Source organism: Bacillus sp. SLBN-46 (assembly GCF_031453555.1).
GTDB lineage: Bacteria > Bacillota > Bacilli > Bacillales > Cytobacillaceae > Neobacillus.
Genome location: NZ_JAVIZM010000001.1, coordinates 4,169,449 through 4,187,982 on the forward strand (window position 1 = coordinate 4,169,449; position 18,534 = coordinate 4,187,982).

19 protein-coding genes are annotated in these 18,534 nt (G+C 38.0%); 3 read left to right on the plus strand and 16 right to left on the minus strand.

Translation table 11 applies throughout. The features are described 5' to 3' along the window. Positions 1-91 precede the first annotated feature (91 nt). From lepB to QFZ87_RS21260, 3 genes are read right to left on the minus strand one after another with little or no spacing between them, the layout of a single operon-like run. Positions 92-646 (minus strand): signal peptidase I, encoded by a 555-nt coding sequence (gene lepB, locus QFZ87_RS21250; protein ID WP_309865943.1) that lies wholly within the window; start codon positions 644-646, stop codon positions 92-94. After that, positions 636-1,301: a TVP38/TMEM64 family protein gene (locus QFZ87_RS21255; protein ID WP_309865945.1), complete on the minus strand. Its 666-nt coding sequence runs from the start codon at positions 1,299-1,301 to the stop codon at positions 636-638. Before QFZ87_RS21255 ends, lepB begins: the two co-directional genes overlap by 11 nt. Before the next feature lie 49 nt (positions 1,302-1,350). After that, positions 1,351-2,298: an LCP family protein gene (locus tag QFZ87_RS21260; RefSeq protein WP_309865947.1), complete on the minus strand. Its 948-nt coding sequence runs from the start codon at positions 2,296-2,298 to the stop codon at positions 1,351-1,353. Positions 2,299-2,567: 269 nt separating this feature from the next. Here QFZ87_RS21260 and QFZ87_RS21265 point away from each other — a divergent pair, with 269 nt between their 5' ends. Continuing rightward, the gene (locus tag QFZ87_RS21265; RefSeq protein WP_309865950.1) at positions 2,568-2,933 is read left to right on the plus strand and encodes a YhjD family protein; all 366 of its coding nucleotides are present in this window, start codon (positions 2,568-2,570) and stop codon (positions 2,931-2,933) included. 18 nt (positions 2,934-2,951) lie between these two features. Here QFZ87_RS21265 and QFZ87_RS21270 read toward each other — a convergent pair whose 3' ends face one another. Further along, on the minus strand, positions 2,952-3,530 hold the full coding sequence (locus QFZ87_RS21270) for a competence protein ComK (protein WP_309865952.1): 579 nt from the start codon (positions 3,528-3,530) through the stop codon (positions 2,952-2,954). 190 nt (positions 3,531-3,720) lie between these two features. On the opposite strand from QFZ87_RS21270, the gene QFZ87_RS21275 reads away from it, so the two are divergent. Further along, on the plus strand, positions 3,721-3,957 hold the full coding sequence (locus QFZ87_RS21275; RefSeq protein WP_309865954.1) for an IDEAL domain-containing protein: 237 nt from the start codon (positions 3,721-3,723) through the stop codon (positions 3,955-3,957). An 89-nt stretch (positions 3,958-4,046) separates the two neighbouring features. Here the strand turns inward: QFZ87_RS21275 and QFZ87_RS21280 are convergent, their stop codons facing one another. The 11 genes from QFZ87_RS21280 to hemE form a co-directional block, all read right to left on the minus strand. Further along, positions 4,047-5,318: a M48 family metallopeptidase gene (locus QFZ87_RS21280; protein ID WP_309865956.1), complete on the minus strand. Its 1,272-nt coding sequence runs from the start codon at positions 5,316-5,318 to the stop codon at positions 4,047-4,049. A gap of 95 nt (positions 5,319-5,413) precedes the next feature. Next, entirely contained in the window at positions 5,414-5,722 is a 309-nt protein-coding gene (locus tag QFZ87_RS21285) for an AzlD domain-containing protein (RefSeq protein ID WP_309865958.1), read from the minus strand. Next, the gene (locus QFZ87_RS21290; RefSeq protein WP_396133981.1) at positions 5,712-6,434 is read right to left on the minus strand and encodes an AzlC family ABC transporter permease; all 723 of its coding nucleotides are present in this window, start codon (positions 6,432-6,434) and stop codon (positions 5,712-5,714) included. The genes QFZ87_RS21285 and QFZ87_RS21290 overlap by 11 nt, the downstream gene beginning before the upstream one ends. A 102-nt stretch (positions 6,435-6,536) precedes the next feature. Continuing rightward, on the minus strand, positions 6,537-7,313 hold the full coding sequence (locus QFZ87_RS21295) for an enoyl-CoA hydratase-related protein (protein WP_309865962.1): 777 nt from the start codon (positions 7,311-7,313) through the stop codon (positions 6,537-6,539). A 76-nt stretch (positions 7,314-7,389) separates the two neighbouring features. Next, positions 7,390-8,952 (minus strand): fatty acid--CoA ligase family protein, encoded by a 1,563-nt coding sequence (locus tag QFZ87_RS21300; RefSeq protein WP_309865964.1) that lies wholly within the window; start codon positions 8,950-8,952, stop codon positions 7,390-7,392. A gap of 166 nt (positions 8,953-9,118) precedes the next feature. After that, entirely contained in the window at positions 9,119-10,108 is a 990-nt protein-coding gene (gene lplA, locus QFZ87_RS21305) for a lipoate--protein ligase (RefSeq protein ID WP_309865966.1), read from the minus strand. A gap of 16 nt (positions 10,109-10,124) precedes the next feature. Then, positions 10,125-10,859, minus strand: coding sequence for an MBL fold metallo-hydrolase (locus tag QFZ87_RS21310; RefSeq protein WP_309865968.1), 735 nt, complete (start codon positions 10,857-10,859; stop codon positions 10,125-10,127). 102 nt (positions 10,860-10,961) lie between these two features. Next, complete coding sequence (locus QFZ87_RS21315; RefSeq protein ID WP_309865970.1) at positions 10,962-13,235, minus strand: YhgE/Pip family protein; 2,274 nt, start codon at positions 13,233-13,235, stop codon at positions 10,962-10,964. Between the two features lie 236 nt (positions 13,236-13,471). Then, positions 13,472-14,914 (minus strand): protoporphyrinogen oxidase, encoded by a 1,443-nt coding sequence (gene hemY, locus QFZ87_RS21320; protein ID WP_309865972.1) that lies wholly within the window; start codon positions 14,912-14,914, stop codon positions 13,472-13,474. Positions 14,915-14,951: 37 nt separating this feature from the next. Further along, positions 14,952-15,884: a ferrochelatase gene (gene hemH, locus QFZ87_RS21325; protein WP_309865975.1), complete on the minus strand. Its 933-nt coding sequence runs from the start codon at positions 15,882-15,884 to the stop codon at positions 14,952-14,954. Between the two features lie 178 nt (positions 15,885-16,062). Then, a complete protein-coding gene (hemE, locus tag QFZ87_RS21330) occupies positions 16,063-17,109 on the minus strand; it encodes a uroporphyrinogen decarboxylase (protein ID WP_309865977.1) in 1,047 nt (348 codons plus the stop codon). A 266-nt stretch (positions 17,110-17,375) separates the two neighbouring features. Between hemE and QFZ87_RS21335 the strand changes: the two genes are divergently transcribed. Next, positions 17,376-17,867, plus strand: coding sequence for an antibiotic biosynthesis monooxygenase family protein (locus tag QFZ87_RS21335; RefSeq protein WP_309865978.1), 492 nt, complete (start codon positions 17,376-17,378; stop codon positions 17,865-17,867). 291 nt (positions 17,868-18,158) lie between these two features. Here QFZ87_RS21335 and QFZ87_RS21340 read toward each other — a convergent pair whose 3' ends face one another. Then, positions 18,159-18,509 carry a hypothetical protein gene (locus QFZ87_RS21340; protein ID WP_309865980.1) on the minus strand — a complete coding sequence of 117 codons (351 nt, stop codon included), beginning with the start codon at positions 18,507-18,509 and terminating at the stop codon, positions 18,159-18,161. Between the last annotated feature and the right edge of the window lie 25 nt (positions 18,510-18,534).

Below are 18,534 nucleotides of genomic sequence, written 5' to 3' on the forward strand. Positions count from 1 at the left end.
TGTATCTGTTTACTGTGATTAAAACCATAATTGGTATTTTTCCGCAAAAAAAACACGATTTTACCAATCGTGCCTGTCCTGCTCTAAAATATTAAAAATGGACGTCCATTTCATTTAATGGCCAGTAGCGTAAATCTACTTTCCCAACCACCTGTGTTGCGGAGATAAAGCCGAATTGGCGGCTGTCCCAGCTTCCAAGTCGATTATCACCCAGTACGAATAATTTCCCTTCAGGCACTATATTTTCGCCTGTTATTTCTTTCAAACTAAAATCGCCTGTTATTTTTAAACCAGGTGACTTCTGTTTGTAAACATCTAAAAATGGCTCTTCATATTTATGCCCATTAATATATAATTGATCATTACGATATTCTAGTTTATCACCTGGAAGCCCAATAATTCTTTTAACAAAATCTTCTTTTGCATTTGCGTGAAAAACGATGACGTCAAAGCGATTCAATTCCCCCACTTGATAGCCAAGTTTATTCACTACAAGTTTGTTTCCATCCTGTAGGGTTGGCATCATTGATTCGCCTTCCACAATATAGTTGGAGAAGAAAAATGTCCGAATAAAAGCAAAAATAATAATACCTATTGCAAACGCCTTAACCCATTCCATTCCTTCCTTTTTCCATTCAATCTTCATTGTAACTCCTCCTTTTCTCCAGCTCTTTGTCTCTATATAATTCTTCATTATGGTCAGTTTCTGTACTCTTATTCAATCTAAGTTCAATTCTTTTTCCTATATACCAAAGAATGAAAATAACAAGAAATACTATGACCGTGCGAAAAGGTTTAGTTATTAATGAATGAATATCATATCCTATAAAACTTATCGTGAAGATCATCACCATTTTACCAATGCAAACAGCAAGCATATATTGGGCAGTGCTAATTTTTGAAAGACCAGCGACAATATTGACAACTGCCGATGGTGTAAATGGAAAGCATAGGAGTAAAAAAAGCGGACCAAAACCGTGGCGCTCCACCCAATCCATGAGCGTACGAACCTTCGGGTGCTTCGGCAAAAAAGATAATAATCTTCTTTGCCCATATTTCCTAACTAGCAAAAAAACCAGTAGTGCCCCGATACAAGTTCCAATCCATGAATATAAAAAACCTAACCACAGTCCGAATGCACTTGCATTAGCCATTACAAATAGGAATAATGGGAGAAACGGAAGAAATGCTTCAATAATGGTTAGCAAGATGCCAGGTAATGGACCGAGGGCTCGATATTCCCGTATTAGACTCATAATATTTTCAAGCGTAAACCATGCTTTTAATGCATCAAAGTCCATCCCATTTCTCCTTTATTTTTTGTCCTATTCATTTTGTACTAGAGAAATTTCACTGTGTAATGAATTGATGAAGAGCTTCTTTATTCTTTTCGACATCAATATCTAAAACAGCACCTTCTCCTTTAATTCTTGGCTCTGTAAAACTGTCTTCCACTGGGATTCGTAGGGTAGCTACATTTCCTCTTTTATCTGAAAAGAAATCCTTTGCCATAAATAACATATCAGATGTGTCCATATTAGTTTTCACATACGGTGTAACAACCCCAATAAGTTTGGGTAATTTCGTAATGGTTTGAAAACCACTCAACTGGTCTCCAATTGCCTTTACTACCTTTTGTTGACGTTCGACCCGTCCAAAATCGCCTACAGCATCATGACGGAAGCGAACATATCCAAGCAATTGTGTACCATTCAATCTTTGTAGGCCTGGCTCAATCGTCATATAAATATTACCAGACATCTTCTTCTCCACGTCTATTTCTATTCCATTTGGAAATGCTTCATCAATCAACTGGACAAAACCTTGAAAATCAACAATAGCATAGTATTGTAAATCAATATCAAAGTTCTGCTTAATCGTTTGTCTCATTAACTCTGGACCCCCACGTGCGAAAGCCGAATTAATTTTATGTTTCCCATGACCAGGAATTTCTACGTAACTATCCCTCATAATGGATGTTAGTTTGAAGGTCCCTTTGTCCTCGTTGTAATGTGCAATCATAATGGTATCTGCCCGGGATTTTTCTTTCCCTCTGGCATCACTTCCAAGCAATAAAATATTCGTATCACCATACTGATCCTTTTGTCCTTCAAATGTATAGATTTCTTCCGTATCTGTATTGTCCTTATTTATTTTCTTTAATGATTGATTTACTCCTTGTTTAAATTGAAAATAGGCATAACCAGCTCCTGCTCCAATTAAAAGTAAGAATACAAGCAAAATGGACGTCCATCTTCTCTTTTTCTTATGTTGATGTTGATGTTTATCAGCTCTCATTCGTTTTTACCACCCATTCGTCCCTGTTTTATCTTCACCTATATATGACTGGTATTTCTTTTTAAAGGTTTCTCCATTTAATTCATTTTCCCCTACCAGATATCCTTCTATTAATAAAAACTTTCTCATAAATCTGGGGAAATTTGCAACAAAGAAAGCTCGCCACATGACGAGCTTTGGTAAAAATAAAGTCCTATTGCTTTTAATGTTGCTTTTTCGTAAAATAATAAAGAACACTTGTTCTTATTTTGCAGAAAGGTGGAGTATCCATGACCCGAATTCCAGAGAGTGATCGTGACATTATGGAGAAAGCCATTTATTTACCGATGGTTCTGATTGTCCTAAACCGGGATTTATCTGTTGTAGAAAAAAGCCCCTTCAAATTAAAAAAACCGTATTTGGATTTGATTGAGGAAACAATGAAGGAAATTCAGCGGGAATTGGCTGAGGTAAAACAATATATGAAAAAAAATAAACTCCAAGTAATTGAAACAAAACGGGACGACGCTTTTACGATGTACATGTTTATTTACAAAGGCTATGAGGAAAACCATAATTACTTTAATCCACGAATTCGAAATAAGGTTCAAGAATTAATGGAAGCCTACTTACTAAAAAAACATCTGTCCCGTTAAAATAATGGGTAGCAACTCTTATTTCGGATTCGGAGTTTTACTATGATTCGTATATTCTCTTTGGGTTTCTGATGCCTTCCCTAATTTAGGTCTGTTTATTAAATAAAACGTCTTTTTATTCCCTTTTCTTTCTAATCTTTGAAAAAACCTCGCTTTTACATGAGAAGTTCTTTCCATCTGCTTGTTAAAAGTAACATAAGGAACATCAAAAAGAAGTGTTTGTTTATTTTGAAACAGAACTTTAGTTTTCACACCCGGTGCTGGCGAATGGTTTTCAATTTGTGATGGTGAAAACCACATACAAACAGAACTCTCGGGTGAAGCAGTAGGGAAAAAAAAGATGTCGTTACTCGGTTCAATCGCAATTGGTACTTTACGCGTGTAATTAGTTAGATCTTTAGTTGCCCTTCGTCTTGATTGGTAATCAGCTCCATAATATTCGCAGCTATGTTTGATGATTTCAAATGGTTTAAATGGAGACAAGAATTCAGCATCTGTTTCATAGATCTGAGAATATATTTTACTACCGTATTCTACTGGTTGTATAAACATGGTGGATGAATTTACCTCATATTCTTCAATTATTTTTTGCTTCAACCCATTCAGCTCCTTTAATAGTTTCTACCACATCTTACCACTTTCGACAAATAATTTATTGTTTTTTTCTGAATTGTTGCTAAATTGTTCACAAAATGTGTCAAGTAATTATTTTTCAGAAAATTATAAATAGTATTGATAATAATAAGAAAACTCCATATAATAGAAAAAAGCATCAGAGGTGATTTTCATGAATGAAAAATCATACACAGAATTAATGAAACTTGGTGCCATGAAACGCAATCAACTGAAAGAGAACTTCGTCCAGGATTTGTACATCGACATGCTTTTATCGGAAATTCAGCTAACTGTGGAAAAGGAAAAATTGTTACGCAAGATTGATTCGGCCATCGACAGTCGAGACAAACGATCATTTCTCCTTCTATCTGGACAGCTCAAGGACATTAACAAACGATTTGGAACGTAAATTAACCTTCGTGAACCGCCTGTATTGGGCGGTTTTTTGTTTTACGAAAAAGAGGCTGAAGTCACGTATGATCTTCAGCCTCAGTTTGGTTATTTATTTTTTAGTTTGATTTCGTATTCCTCTAGCTTTGAAATTCGGTCGAGCATAGAAGGATGTGTATAACGGAAAATTTTCACCAAGAAAGGTGGGTTGACTTGACTTAAACCTGAGCGACTTAACTCCTGAAAAGAAGCAATCGCAGCTTCTGGATTTTTCGTCATCTCAATCGCATATTTGTCCGCCCGTGTTTCCTGATAGCGAGAAGCAAAATTTGTAAATGGACTGGCCGCAAACATAAGCATGGATAAAATCATGAAAAATAAAGGAAGTGAACGTATATCTGCTACATCCGTTATTTTCAGTTCCTTACCCCAGCGCTTTGTTGCCCAGTTCATCAACCTATAGGTCAAATATAATCCAAGCAGCGAGAGCAGCAGATATCCCCCAATGCCAAAGTATATATGTTTTTCGACGTAATGACACATTTCATGTGCCATAATGAAGAGGATTTGGTTATCATTCAACCGATTCAAAGTAGTATCCCATAGGACAATCCTAGCATTCGAACCAATCCCCGTTACATACGCATTTAAAGAATTTGTTTTATCTGCCATATTTACTTCAAAAACATGCTGTGCGGGAATGTCTGCCTTCTCTGCTAAGGTTAAAATCTTTGTTTCTAATTCCTTATTTTTTAACGGATAAAAATCATTGTATAGTGGGTCAATAACAACTGGTTGCAGGAACATCATAAATAGGGTAAACGGTATGGACAACAACCACCCGTAGAGCCACCAGCGTTTACTGCTCTTTTTCATAAGCCAATATAAAACAGGCACAATAATCAACCATGTCCCATAATTAAGCCAAAAATCAATTAATTCATCCTTCATCCAAGAAGGGAAGGATTGAGTGGAAATATGATACGTCTTAGATAAGGTATAACTAATATAGTTTAATGGAAATGTTGCTAAGAAAGCAAAAAAGGATAACCAAATTAGATAGATCGCCGTTTGCAGAAATTTGTACTTTGAGGAGCTTTCTGCCCATCGCTTAAAAGCCTTAGAAAAGCCAAACAATAATAGTAAAAAATAAAACAGCCATTCAAAGGGTGTAGATAAAAAAAACAATAGATTTCTAATTTTTGAATACTCTTCGCTCAACATAAGCTCCCTTCCATTTAAAAAGGTAGCCGGGTCAGCTTTAGATCCTTCATATTCAAAAGGTAACTTTGTATCAGCAAAGTAAAATAAGTACCAATAAAAAAACAATCCAAACAGACAGAAGGCCAATACCGCATAGACCCCCATTTTTCTTACCATCACTTTGTCCCCCTTTGTGTACAGCCTCTCTCTATATTTAGTTTAGTTTAATCTCCTGGTTTTAGAACCATAAAAAAAGCCAGTACATGACTGGCCTACATAAGATACGAATAAAGAGTTAGAACAGCAATGGATCCAAGTACAACCACAATCACATTTGCTCCTAAAAATGCAGCAAGAAAAGCTGCAGCTGCTCCCAGGACACCATACCAAATATCTCCCTTTTGAATAAAAAGAATAGCTGGAAAAATCAATGCACCAAGAGTAGCGTATGGAACATTTTTTAAGACACCCTGAACAAATAATGGTAGCTCTTTTCCTTTAAATAAGACAAACGGCAGCATTCGAGGAATATAAGTGACTAATCCCATTCCAATAATCATCCAAATGATTTCACTTTTCATGTTGTACACCTCGATGCTTATTTTTCAAAACTTCTCCTAATTCTATAAGAACTGCTGATAAAAGAGTTGATGTAACTATAGCCCATCCTTGGGCCATAAGGTGATTAATTGTGAAAATGGAGTTAAACGCCGCACCAAGTGCAGCAAGAAAAACCACTTTTACACTTTTTTTCATGGAAGGGACTAATAGACCGATAAACATGGCATAAAGTGCCACACTCATGCTTTCTTGTAGGGTTTGTGGCAGACTTGCCCCGATGAGGTGACCCACTCCAGAAAATACAACCCAGCTTGAATAAGATACGGAAATAACACCAAACATAAAACCGGTTGTAGCGGTGCCTTCTTTCGTAGCAACCACTGAAAACGTCTCGTCCGTAATGCCAAAAGAGTATATCAGTTTATTCAGTAAATGGTCTTCCTCACATTTTTCCGTTAAGGTGGTGCTCATTAAAAAGTGACGAATATTCACAATAAACGTCGTTAAAATAATTTCGAAGATCCCCGTCCCGTAAGCGATCAGACTTAATGATATATATTGCGATGCACCTGCAAATACAATGATACTCATTAAAACGGTTTCGTAAATGGATAGGCCAGAAGTTTTTGCGAGGAGCCCAAAAGTTAGTGCAATAGGAAAATAACCAATCCCGATCGTAATGCCTGCCTGGAGCCCCTTCTTAAACTCAGATGTCTCTCTCCCAATTGCCATATCTGCCAACTTAATTCCCCCAATAATCCAATTATCATATAAACATAAATTTTAGCAAATTTTCAGGTAAAATAAAAACAAAAAACATGGCGGAGGCCATGTTTATTTTCCTTTAAAAACTGGTTTTCTTTTTTCTGCAAAGGCTTGCAATGCTTCCACCCGATCTTCAGTTGGGAGCGTTACCTCATAAGCCTTCCGTTCAATTTGAAGACCTGTATGTAAATCTGTATTCATGCCATTTTTTATCGCAAACTTTGCCTGCTGTAATGCGACGGGGCCATTTGCAAGCAATTGTTCGCAAAAAGCAAAGCACTCATTCAATAAGTTTTTCCGCTCAACAACCCTTGTCAGCACCCCAGCACTCAATGCCTCTTCAGCCGTCATTCTACGGGCAGTTAGGATAAGCTCTAAAGCTTTGGCCTGACCGATTAAGCGTGGGAGCCGCTGTGTTCCACCAGCGCCAGGAATGATAGCCAAACCTGTCTCCGTTAGTCCCATTAACGCTTCTTTGGCAGCTAAGCGAAAATCACAAGCTAGCGCAAGTTCCATCCCTCCGCCAAAGGCAAAACCGTTTATCGCTGCAATAGTAGGCTGTGGTAGTTGGTCGATTGCATTAAACACCTCATTGATTTTAAACAAATTTCGTTTCACTTGCTCATCCGTTAAAGTCTTGCGTTCTTTTAAATCTGCACCAACACTAAAAGACTTTTCCCCCGCTCCAATAAAGATTACAACCCGAACATCGGGATGAATCCGAATCTCTTCGACCTTTTGCTGTAATTCTAACAGTGTTTCATAATTAAACGCATTCAATGATTCCTCACGATTAATAGTTACGATTGCAAGATGATTAGATATTTGTAGTAAAATTTGTTCCATCAGAACTCCCCCTTTATATAAATCAATTCGAAAAAGACAGGCTAAATGCCTGCCTTTTATAGAAAAAAATTTCAACTTACTTTCCAACCGATTGTGTAACTTGCGTTCTTAATGCTCGTCTTAAGATTTTCCCGGTTGTGTTTTTCGGGAGTTCTTCTAAAAACTCAATCGAAGATGGAACTTTATATTTTGCCAGGTGTTCTTTACAATATGCCAGTACTTGAGCAGCTGTCAAATCTGGATTTTTGCTGACTACATACGCACTCACTGCCTCCCCCTGGTTTGGATCAGGGATTCCAAGAACAGCTACCTCGACAACATCTGGATGGTCATAGATTACTTCTTCTACTTCACGTGGATAGACATTATAACCGCCTACAATAATTAAATCCTTTTTCCGGTCAACAATATAAAAGTATCCGTCTTCATCCATTTTTGCAATATCACCTGTATAAAGCCAACCATTTCTAATAGCAGCCGCAGATTCTTCTGGCATTTTATAATAACCCTTCATTACATTGGGACCTCGAACGATTAACTCGCCTGCTTCACCAACAGGTACATCCTCCCCAAGCTCATTCACAATTTTGTTTTCCACGTGGAGAATGGAGCAACCAATGGAACCCGGCTTGCGCGGACGATCAAGCGGGTTAAAACAAGTGACCGGTGATGCTTCGGATAAACCATACCCCTCAGAAATCAATACATTGAACTTCTGTTCAAAGTTCTTTAACAAGGCAACTGGAAGGGATGCTCCACCTGAAATGCATAAACGTAAGGATTGTAAGTCATCTGGATTTCCTTCTGGATATTGATAAAGGAAGTTGTACATAGTCGGAACACCGGCAAATACAGTAGCCTCAAAGTCTTTTATTAGCGAAAAGGTTTCTTTAGGACTAAATTTCGGTGCAATCAACAGGGTTGCTCCCGTTAATAACGGGGCATTTAAGGCAACTGTCAAACAAAAGACATGAAACATCGGGAGAACAGTTACCACTCTATCATCTTGATTCATTTTCAAATAATCCCCAACATCACTGGCATTGCTATACAAATTCTGATGGGTTAACATGGCTCCCTTAGGTTTTCCTGTTGTTCCAGACGTATAAAGAATAATAGCTACTTCGTCGTCTTGCAATTCGGGCCCTTGAAAAGAACTATCTCCCAGCCCCACCACCTCTGTAAACGATTTCATTTTGGGGTAGACTGAAAGAGTTTCAATTTCAGATGTTTCCAGACTATTTGGCATGGTTTCACAAAATACATAATGCTCTATCTTTGGTAAGAAAGTGTGCATTTTGTCCGCCAATGGGATCGCCAAGTCGAGGGCAACGACTGCTTTTACATCACCATTATTTAAAATGTAGCCAATTTCATCTGCAGTATAAATCGGATTTACGGGGATAACAGTTACCCCTAACCGTAAAGCCCCATAGAGACTGATGATAAAATGCGGTGAGTTGCCTAACAATAGTGCAATGTGGTCGCCTTGTTTTATCCCTAATTTTTCGAGACCTGAGGCAAATTTCGTAATTGCAACATCTAATTCAGCATAGGTACTCGATTGTCCCATAAAATAGTACGCTGGTTTATCCGCATAGGCTTTGGCTGTTTGATGAAACTTGGTTGATAAATTCATAGTTTCCCTCCCCATATGAATGAATACTCATTCACTTAATTATAAAAATTTTCTAAATATATTATATTGCTAGAAATTTAAGTATTCAAGTATAATACCTTAAAATCTCACAAAAAAAGAAGCTGATTCAGTTGGTGCCTGGCACCCTCCTGAATCAGCTTCCTTTTTAATAGATTAAATTAACGAATTCCTCCTTGGTGATGTTTCCAAAGTAGCGGGAAATCTCCAAGTCTGCAAGTGCCTTTTCTAATTCGCTTTTTTCATAGCGGAGACCTATTAACCTCGTCTCAATGTCACTAACATCCCCTACACCGAAAAAGTCGCCATAAATTTTACAATTCTCAATTAATCCTTTATTAACCTCCAAGCGTACATCAATCGACCCAACCGGGAACCGATGTGAGTGCTGCAGGTTGAATTTCGGTGACTTCCCATAGTTCCATTCCCAATTTTGGTAGCGCTCCTTCGAAAGTTGATGGATTTTTTCCCAATCCTCTTCCGTCAGCACATATTCAGGAATATTCTCTTTTCCTTCAAAAATATGCTTGAGAATGAGAGAACGAAATTCTTGAATATTTATTTTTTCAGGTAGAAACTCAGAGATATTGGCCACGCGGCTGCGAATAGATTTAATTCCCTTTGATTCAATCTTATCCTTCTTCACCTTTAAAGCAGAGACGACATGATCCATTTCTGAGTTGAATAAAAGAGTACCGTGGCTGAACATTCTACCTCTGGTTGAAAATTGAGCATTTCCAGAAACCTTTCTTCCTTCCGCAAGTAAATCATTTCGGCCACTTAGTTCCGCGTTTACTCCTAAGCTTTTTAATGCCGCCACAACTGGCTCAGTGAATTTCCGGAAATTATGAAAGCTCTCACCATCGTCCTTTGTGATAAAACTAAAGTTTAAATTACCAAGGTCATGGTACACAGCGCCACCACCAGATAACCTACGAACAACATGGATCCCATTACTCTCCACGTACTCTGTGTTTATTTCTTCAATGGTGTTTTGATTCTTGCCGATGATAATGCTTGGTTCATTTATGTAGAATAATAAATAGGTCTCATCAATATCCAGATTTTTTAGTGCATATTCTTCTATCGCTAAATTAATACGAGGATCTGTGATGCCTTTATTATCGATAAATAACATACTATATTTCCCCTTCTTATAATGAAATAGATTGGAATTCTTCTGCAAGCTTAATTATACCAGTAAATTGTGTGGATGCCTCCTCCAATAACTCAGATAATGTACCGTATTGTGGTAAATGAGTAAGGACCAATCGCTTGACGGATGCTTGTTGAGCCAACTTGCCCGCATCTAGACTATTCATATGACCCGCTGGTTTACCGTTTTGATTTCCGTAGAAATTACACTCACATAACAGGACATCTGCATTTTTGCTAAACTCAATAAATTCTTCTTTAAATGAAGTGTCTGCCGTATATACCAGCGACTTTCCATCGGCTTCAAACTTCATCGCATAGCATGGGACAGGATGGTCTGTCTTTAAAAAAGATACCGTAAACGGCCCAATTTCAATAGGACTTGCAGGATTATAAGCAATTCCTTTTGTAATTTGTTTGTAGGTTAATTTCGTAAATTCATGTTCATCATAATGGTGACCATATATAGGAAGAGTTGGGCATGCCTTCCCTAAGAATCCTAATATTAATCTTGCATGCTGCAACACACCAATATCCGCAATATGATCAGGATGGTAATGTGAAATAATAACGGCATCCAGTTCTTCTGGTTGAATCACATTCTGCATCTTGGAAAGCACTCCACTTCCACAATCTATTAATAGTCGAAAGCCTTCATGTTCAAGTAGATAGCCTGCGCTTGCGCCATTTTGCTTAGGATATCCACCCCAAAAACCAATGGTTGTTAACTTCATAATGAACCCCTCCGTTTCTACATTCTATTTTTAATATACTTAAAAACAGTCTAATTTACTAATCAAAAAACCAGTCGAAAATGTCGACTGGTTTAATTGCTTTTATTCATTTATTGCATGTTTAAACTGATGTCTAACTCGCATTGTAAAATATGCAATGGTTCCTAGCGCGAAAGCAAGTAAGAAACTTAATAGAATCATGACATTTTCCCACATAAAACTAAAGTCACCACTCGAAATCACTGCCTTAAAACCAGAAACTGAATAAGTCATTGGTAGGAAAGCATTAAAATGCTGTAAGAAGTTAGGAATTAACTCAAGCGGGAAGGTTCCAGCACTTGTAGTCAATTGGAAAATAAGAATAATAATTGCAATAAAACGCCCTGCATCGGAAAATACTGAAACAAGCAGCTGAATTAATGCAATAAAAGTTAAACTTGTAATAATAGAGAACAAAATAAACTTCGGTACACTTTGAACATCAAGGCCTAATCCAAGAAGGAGGATCATATCTGCCAATAACGCCTGAATCACTCCCACACCAGCCATAATGGCAAACTTACCGGCAAACCAATTAAAGCCACTAGTTGGGGTAACAGCTGTATCCCTAAGTGGGAATACAATTGATAATAATAATGCTCCGACAAATAAACCTAATGAAAGGAAGTATGGTGCAAATCCTGTTCCATAATTAGGGACATGATTCACACTTTCCTTATCTAATTTAACAGGTTTTGCCATCATGTTATAGGTCTTATCATCAGGATGTACTTTAGAAGCCTCTTTGGCCCCATCTGCAAGCTTATCTGCTAGCTCTTTCGTACCATCAGATAATTTTGTTGAACCATCTTTTAATTGGTTTGAACCATCTGCTAACTGTCCTGCACCCGAGCTAAGGGCTGTTGAACCAGCAGATAATTGATTCATACCTTTATATAAATCATAAGCTCCCTGCTTCAACTCACCTGACCCTGCAGCCAATTGACCTGTTCCATTTGTTAGCTTATCAGCACCAGCAGATAATTGACTCATACCGTTTGAAAGTTCGCTAGTTCCATCAGATAATTGTACTGAACCATTATATAGCTGATGAATACCTTGCTGTAATAATTTCTGGTTTTCATTAATAGTGCCAATACCACCAATTAATTGATTAAAATATGGATCCGTTTGAGCTTTTATTTTTTCATCTAACCCTTTGGTTGCAGCTGCTAATTTAGGGCTAAGTTCAGACAAAATTTGTTGTTGAAGTTGATCTTTTGTTGGAGCATTTTTTTGCTCTTCAACCATAATTGTATTTACAAGTTGTGGTGAAACACCGTTAGCTATTAATACTTGGGCTAACTCTTGCATTTTGCTCGTTTGTGCTGCGATTGTTTGTTCAGCAATCTGCGATGCAAGATCACCAGCACTACCAGATAATTGTTTTTCCAATGCGTCCGCAATTCCAGCTGGAAGCTCACTCTTTAGTTGCTCGGCACCAGATTTTACTTCCTCTGTTCCATTAATTAGGAGTGGGATATTAGAGTCAGCTTTTGCCAATCCATTCTCTAATTCCTTCGTACCAGCAGTTAATTTTTGTGACCCAGTAGCTGCGTGTTTTACACCCTGGTCGAACTCAATAGATTTTTTAGATAATGTATCAATTCCAGTATATAAATCGGATGAACCCCCCGCAAGCTTGTTAGTACCATCATTTGCCGCTTTCATTCCATTATTAAATTCTATTGATTTTTCTGCTAGTGTATTAAGTCCATCATTTAATTTTTTAGATCCTTTGTTTAAGTCACTGGACCCGTCACTTAATTGACCAGCACCATCACTGGCTTTTTCGACCCCATCGGCAAGTTCACTGATTTTTCCAAACATGGTTTCTGCATACGTTTCAGTTACCTGTTCTGACACAGCCGTTTTAATTTTTTCAGCAGCTGTTCCACCAATCTGTGCTGAAAGGAAATTATAGCTTTCATTTGGGGTGTAAATCAGTTCCAACTTTTTTGGTTGCTTATCTAATAAGGTGGTTGCATTTTCAGAAAAATTTTTAGGAATCTCAATGACCATGTAATACTTTTGGTCCTCTAGCTCTTTATAGGCTTCCTTTTTATCAACCAATTGAAAATCAAATTGTTGGCTCTTCTTTAGTTTGGACGTTAAGTCATCCCCAAGCTGCAGGTGTTCCCCATCCAGTACTGTACCTTCATCATTATTGACTACTGCAACCGGTAGCTCATCCAGCTTGTCATATGGATCCCAAAAAGCCCATAAAAACATACCAGCATACAAGACTGGGACAAACATGACGGCTATAATGGGAACGAGAATTTTTCTATTTTTAAAGATAGATAACAGTTCTTCCTTTAACAAGATGTTTTTCAACCCTGATGCCTCCTTTTTATTCTGACTGTTTTGTTCATTTGGTCATTTTGTTTTTTAAAATAAGGACTATCTATTTAGACAATCCTTTGAAAAAAGTATGCTTGAAATTCACCATTGACCAAATGAACATTTCGGTCATTTAATACTTAAGAAGTATACATCCATTATTAATGGTTTGCAAGTAAAAAATGAAAGTTCTTCCTTCGCTATAGAAAATATAGAAAAAGAAGCTGTTGTTATTGAACAGCTTCTTTTAACGGTGTCTTCTTATTAAAGTATTCTAAAACATTCTGTACAGCCGCCTCACCCTGGTCAATGCAATCTGGAACGCCTACTCCTCCATAGGAAGCACCTGCTAGGAAAACACCAGGCAGCTCCTCTTTAACATGGTCTAGAATGGTAGCAAGCCGCTGTTTATGCCCCACCGTATATTGCGGCATTGAATTCTTCCAACGTGATACAATTGCGAAATCAGGGTTCAATGTAATATCCATCGTTTTCTTTAAATCATCCAAAACAATTTTTATTATTTGGTCATCTGATAAATCGACAATGGTTTCATCACCAGCTCTTCCCACATAGCAGCGTAGGAGAACTTTACCCTTTGGAGTCGAATGGGCCCACTTTTTATGAGTCCACGTACAAGCAGTAATCGAATAATCATTATTTCTTGAGACAACAAATCCGGTTCCATCAATATCCTGCTTGATTGCTTCCGTTGGAAATGCCAACGCAACGGTGGCAACAGATGTAGATGGGACCGATTTAAATGGATCAAAAAAGCGATAATCTGAAAACATCCCTTGCGTTATTTGATGAGGAGTGGCAGCAATAATACTATCTGCCTGAATGGTTTCCCCATTATTTAGATATATCTCATACGTTTGATTGGACTTTGTAATCTTTTCAACACGATGGCCTTTTAAAATAGAATCCGGGTCTATTTTACTTTCAATGGCTTCTGCAAAAGATTGGAGCCCCGTTTTGAAAGTTAAAAAAGCCCCTTTGGTACTCTCTTTACTTTCAGTCTTTTTCGGTTGGGAAGGAGTCGCTTTTTTCATGCCAACGATCAGGCTTCGGTATTTTTGTTCCACCTCATAAAATTGTGGGAAAGTAGACATTAAACTTAATTGATCAATGTCACCCGCATAAATGCCTGATAACAATGGTTCAATTAAATTCTCAACCACTTCATCACCTAATCTTCGTCTAAAAAATTCTCCTAAAGACTGGTCTTTCCCGCTTTCAGAACGAGGTAAAATAAAATCGGCCGCAGCTCTTAATTTACCAGGAATCGAAAATAAGCCTGTTGTTAGAAAGGGGCCTATTTGTGTTGGAATTCCCATGATCGAACCACCGGGCATTGAATGTAGCTTCTCATTCACTAGAACATATGATTTACCCGTGGAATTATGAACTAATTGATCGTCCATCCCTACTTCTTTAGCAAGTCGGATCATGCTTGTCTTCCTTGCTAAAAATGAATCAGGGCCTCTCTCAATTGTAAAACCGTCTCTAATAACGGTTTGCATTTTGCCTCCGAGACGGTGGGAAGCTTCAATAAGTTTAATTTCAATAGGAAGGCTGTGTTCATGAATCTGTTTTTGAAGATAGAATGCAGCTGTTAAACCTGCTATTCCTCCTCCAATAATAACCACCTTCTGTTTATCTTCCGCCACGGACGTCACCTTCTTCCCTTTAATTCCCTATTTGTTTTTAATGAGATAATCTTTTTAGGATGACGGTAGAAAGGCAATCAATAAATTCTTCCTTTGCGTTTGGCATTTCAGGACGATAATAGCTAACACCCAATTCATCCGTCACTGCTTTACATTCGATATCATTATCAAAAAGAACTTCCAGATGGTCACATACAAATCCAACTGGTGCAAAGACAAATGCTTTATAGTGATGCTGCTGATACAAGTCTCTTGTTAAGTCTTGTACATCCGGACCGATCCATGGCTCTGGAGTATTTCCTGCACTTTGCCACCCAATGGTATAATTATTAATTCCTGCTTGTTCAGCAATTAAATCAGCCGTTTCCTTTAGCTGCTGCGGGTAAGGGTCACCAGATTGTAAGATTTTCTCCGGAAGACTATGCGCCGAAACAATTAGTACCGCATGCTCTTTTTCCTCTTGAGGCATTTGTTCAAAGACCTGTTTCACTTTGTCAGCCCAATAACCAATAAATTTAGGCTCTTCATACCAGCTTTCAATACTAGTTATTTTAAGTCCGCCTAATTTCTCTGCTTCCTCTACTGCTCGTCCGTTGTAGGATTTTACACTAAACGTTGAAAAATGAGGAGCAAGCACAATACTAACTGCCTCTTTAATACCATCTTCGTGCATTTGTTTCACAGCATCTTCGATGAAAGGCTTAATATGCTTTAAACCAAGATACATTTTAAATTCGATGTCATCCTGAATGGTATTTAAATGTTCCTCTAACTTCTCTGCCTGGTCTTGCGTTATTTTAGCGAGTGGAGAAATTCCTCCAATAGCTTCATACCGATTTCTAAGATCTTCAATCATTTCAGGCGATGGCTTCCGTCCATGACGGATATGCGTATAATATCCTTCTAAGTCATCTAATGTATAAGGGGTACCGTATGCCATTACTAGCAGACCCATTTTCTTTTTCGCCATATTCACACCTCATCTTTAAGTCTGTTTCTCATGATCCATTTATTTATGGAACAGGCCAGTAATAATCATTAGGCTATGAAAATTCACCTTGTCATATTAATGGCCCAGTAAAAAAGCAACTCATACTATTGTGCCAAAAAATTGGACGTCTTACCAATTTTAACACTCCAAATGAGTCTTAACGACTTAATTTGGATGCTGAATATTCATGAATAAATGAAGCTAGTCTCTTTAATGTTTCTGGATTTACGGATGGGAAAACACCATGTCCTAAATTAAAAATATACCCATCCTGTGCCATACCTTGGTCTAGAATAGCTTTTGCTTTTTCTTCAATAACTTCCCAAGGAGCTAACAAAATTGCAGGATCCAGGTTTCCTTGAACAGTTTTATGAATTCCAAGTTCCCTTGCCTGGCTGATTGGCAATCTCCAATCTAACCCTACTACATCCAGCGGAAGTTCATTCCATTCTAAGGCAAGATGGCTAGCACCTACCCCAAACATAATTAACGGAACATTTTCTTCTCTCAATGACGAAAAGATACGGTTCATGACAGGCTTGATGAAATAACGGTAATCCTCAACATTTAAGGCTCCAACCCAAGAATCAAAAATTTGGATGGCTTTAGCTCCTGCCTTTATTTGTGATTTTACATATGTAATGATCATATCGCCCAGCTTATCCATTAAAGCAAACCATGCCTTAGGCTCTGTGTACATGAATGCTTTTGTTTTATTGTAGTTTTTGGATGGTCCCCCTTCAATCATGTAGCTCGCAAGTGTAAAGGGAGCTCCAGAAAAACCAATTAACGGGACAGACAACTGCTCCTGTGTTAATAATTTAATGGTATCAAGTACATAAGGAACGTCATCTTCTGGATTGATTTCACCCAATTTTTCAACATCTGCTAGTGAGCGGATCGGATTATCAATTACCGGGCCAATGCCACCCTTGATTTCTACTTCCATCCCGATTGCTGGCAGTGGAGTCATTATATCTTTATATAGAATGGCTGCATCTACGTTATATTGCTCAACCGGTAACCGTGTGACATACGCACAAAGTTCAGGCTGATGAGTAATTTCAAATAAAGAATATTTTTCTTTAATCTCTCTGTATTCAGGTTGTGAACGTCCGGCTTGCCGCATATACCATACAGGTACGTAGTCTGTTTTCTCACCTCTTGCTGCTTTTAAGAATGTTTCATTAATCGGTCTTGTCATTTTTATTGTCCACCTTTCAAACACATGTCTGTTTTTTATTTTAATATAGTTGGCTTAAATTTAAAAACTTTCTTATCATATTTGAAATGATTGTTATATTCAGACTGTCTTCACTATATCTATTAATCCTATTTGTGTATAGGTAACACTAATAACTGTCAAAAAAAAGTCGTTTTTAGGTTACTAGAATTGTTAAAATTTTAAGGAGAATACTGACTTAAGCTGGGTATACACTAATAAATGGATACATAAGGAGGAGAAAGCGTATGAATGCCTATATGACCGCAGGAACATTGGATTTTTTAAAAAAGATTGAAGGAAAATACCCTAATGAAAAAATGGTAACAATGATCAACGAAAACAATGCACAATTATTTCATGAAACGAGTGGTGAAACTGTTTTTAATGAGCCACGAAAATTTGAGGAACTACTTTCTATTGGAGAGATAAAAAAAGAAGGTTTTGTTGTTTTAAACAACGTACCAGTCACAGATGAAGGAAAGGCAGTATTTGAGCATCAAGTAAAAAATCAAATGAACGCTATTAAAAGTCAAGAAGGATTCTTAGCTTTGCGAGTACTTCGTCCCCTAACATCTAGTCAGTATGTAATCATGACTGTATGGAAAGATGAAGCCTCTTATAAAGCATGGCAATCTTCTCAAACTTTTTTTGATGTTAGTAAAATGACAGGAATGGACTACCAGGCAAAGATTTTTTCAAGCGCACCTTTTGTTAGCAAATATATGATTACGGAATGAATTTGAATGGAGTTGGGCTTATTTTACAGTGGAAAACTAAATTAAGTGTAGAATCTCAGCACAAATTAAAAAAGCAATATGTTTCACTTAGAGAATAGCCCAGAATTTTTCAGGGCTATTCTCTATTTGTGTTATAGAGGGCTTAGCAGTTTGTTATCCTGTTGGGATTTGCTGAAACTCAAATAAACCATGCGATTTCCTGGACATCCTGTCCGAATGAGCCTAGCATTCGGACACGGTCACTCCTTTTCCTCCTCGCTCTGTCCGAATGAGCCTGGTATTCGGACACGGTCACTCCTTTTCCTCCTCGCCCTGTCCGAATGAGCCAGGCATTCGGACACGGTCACTCCTTTTCCTAGTCAAGCCTGTCCGAATGAGCCTGGTATTCGGACACCACCACTTCTTTTCCTGCTCTCCCTGTCCGAATGAGCCTGGCATTCGGACACAATTACGCCTTTTCCTTCTCACCCTGTCTGAATGAGCCTGGTATTCGGACTCAATCACGCCCTTTCCTCCTCGCCCTGTCCGAATGAGCCATGTATTTGGACTCAATCCCGTCTTTTCTTGCTCGTCCTGTCCGAATAAGCCTAGCATTCGGACACGACCTTGCCTTTTCATGCCTGTCCTATCTGAGTAAGCCAATTAATCCAAAATTATTCTGCTGCCC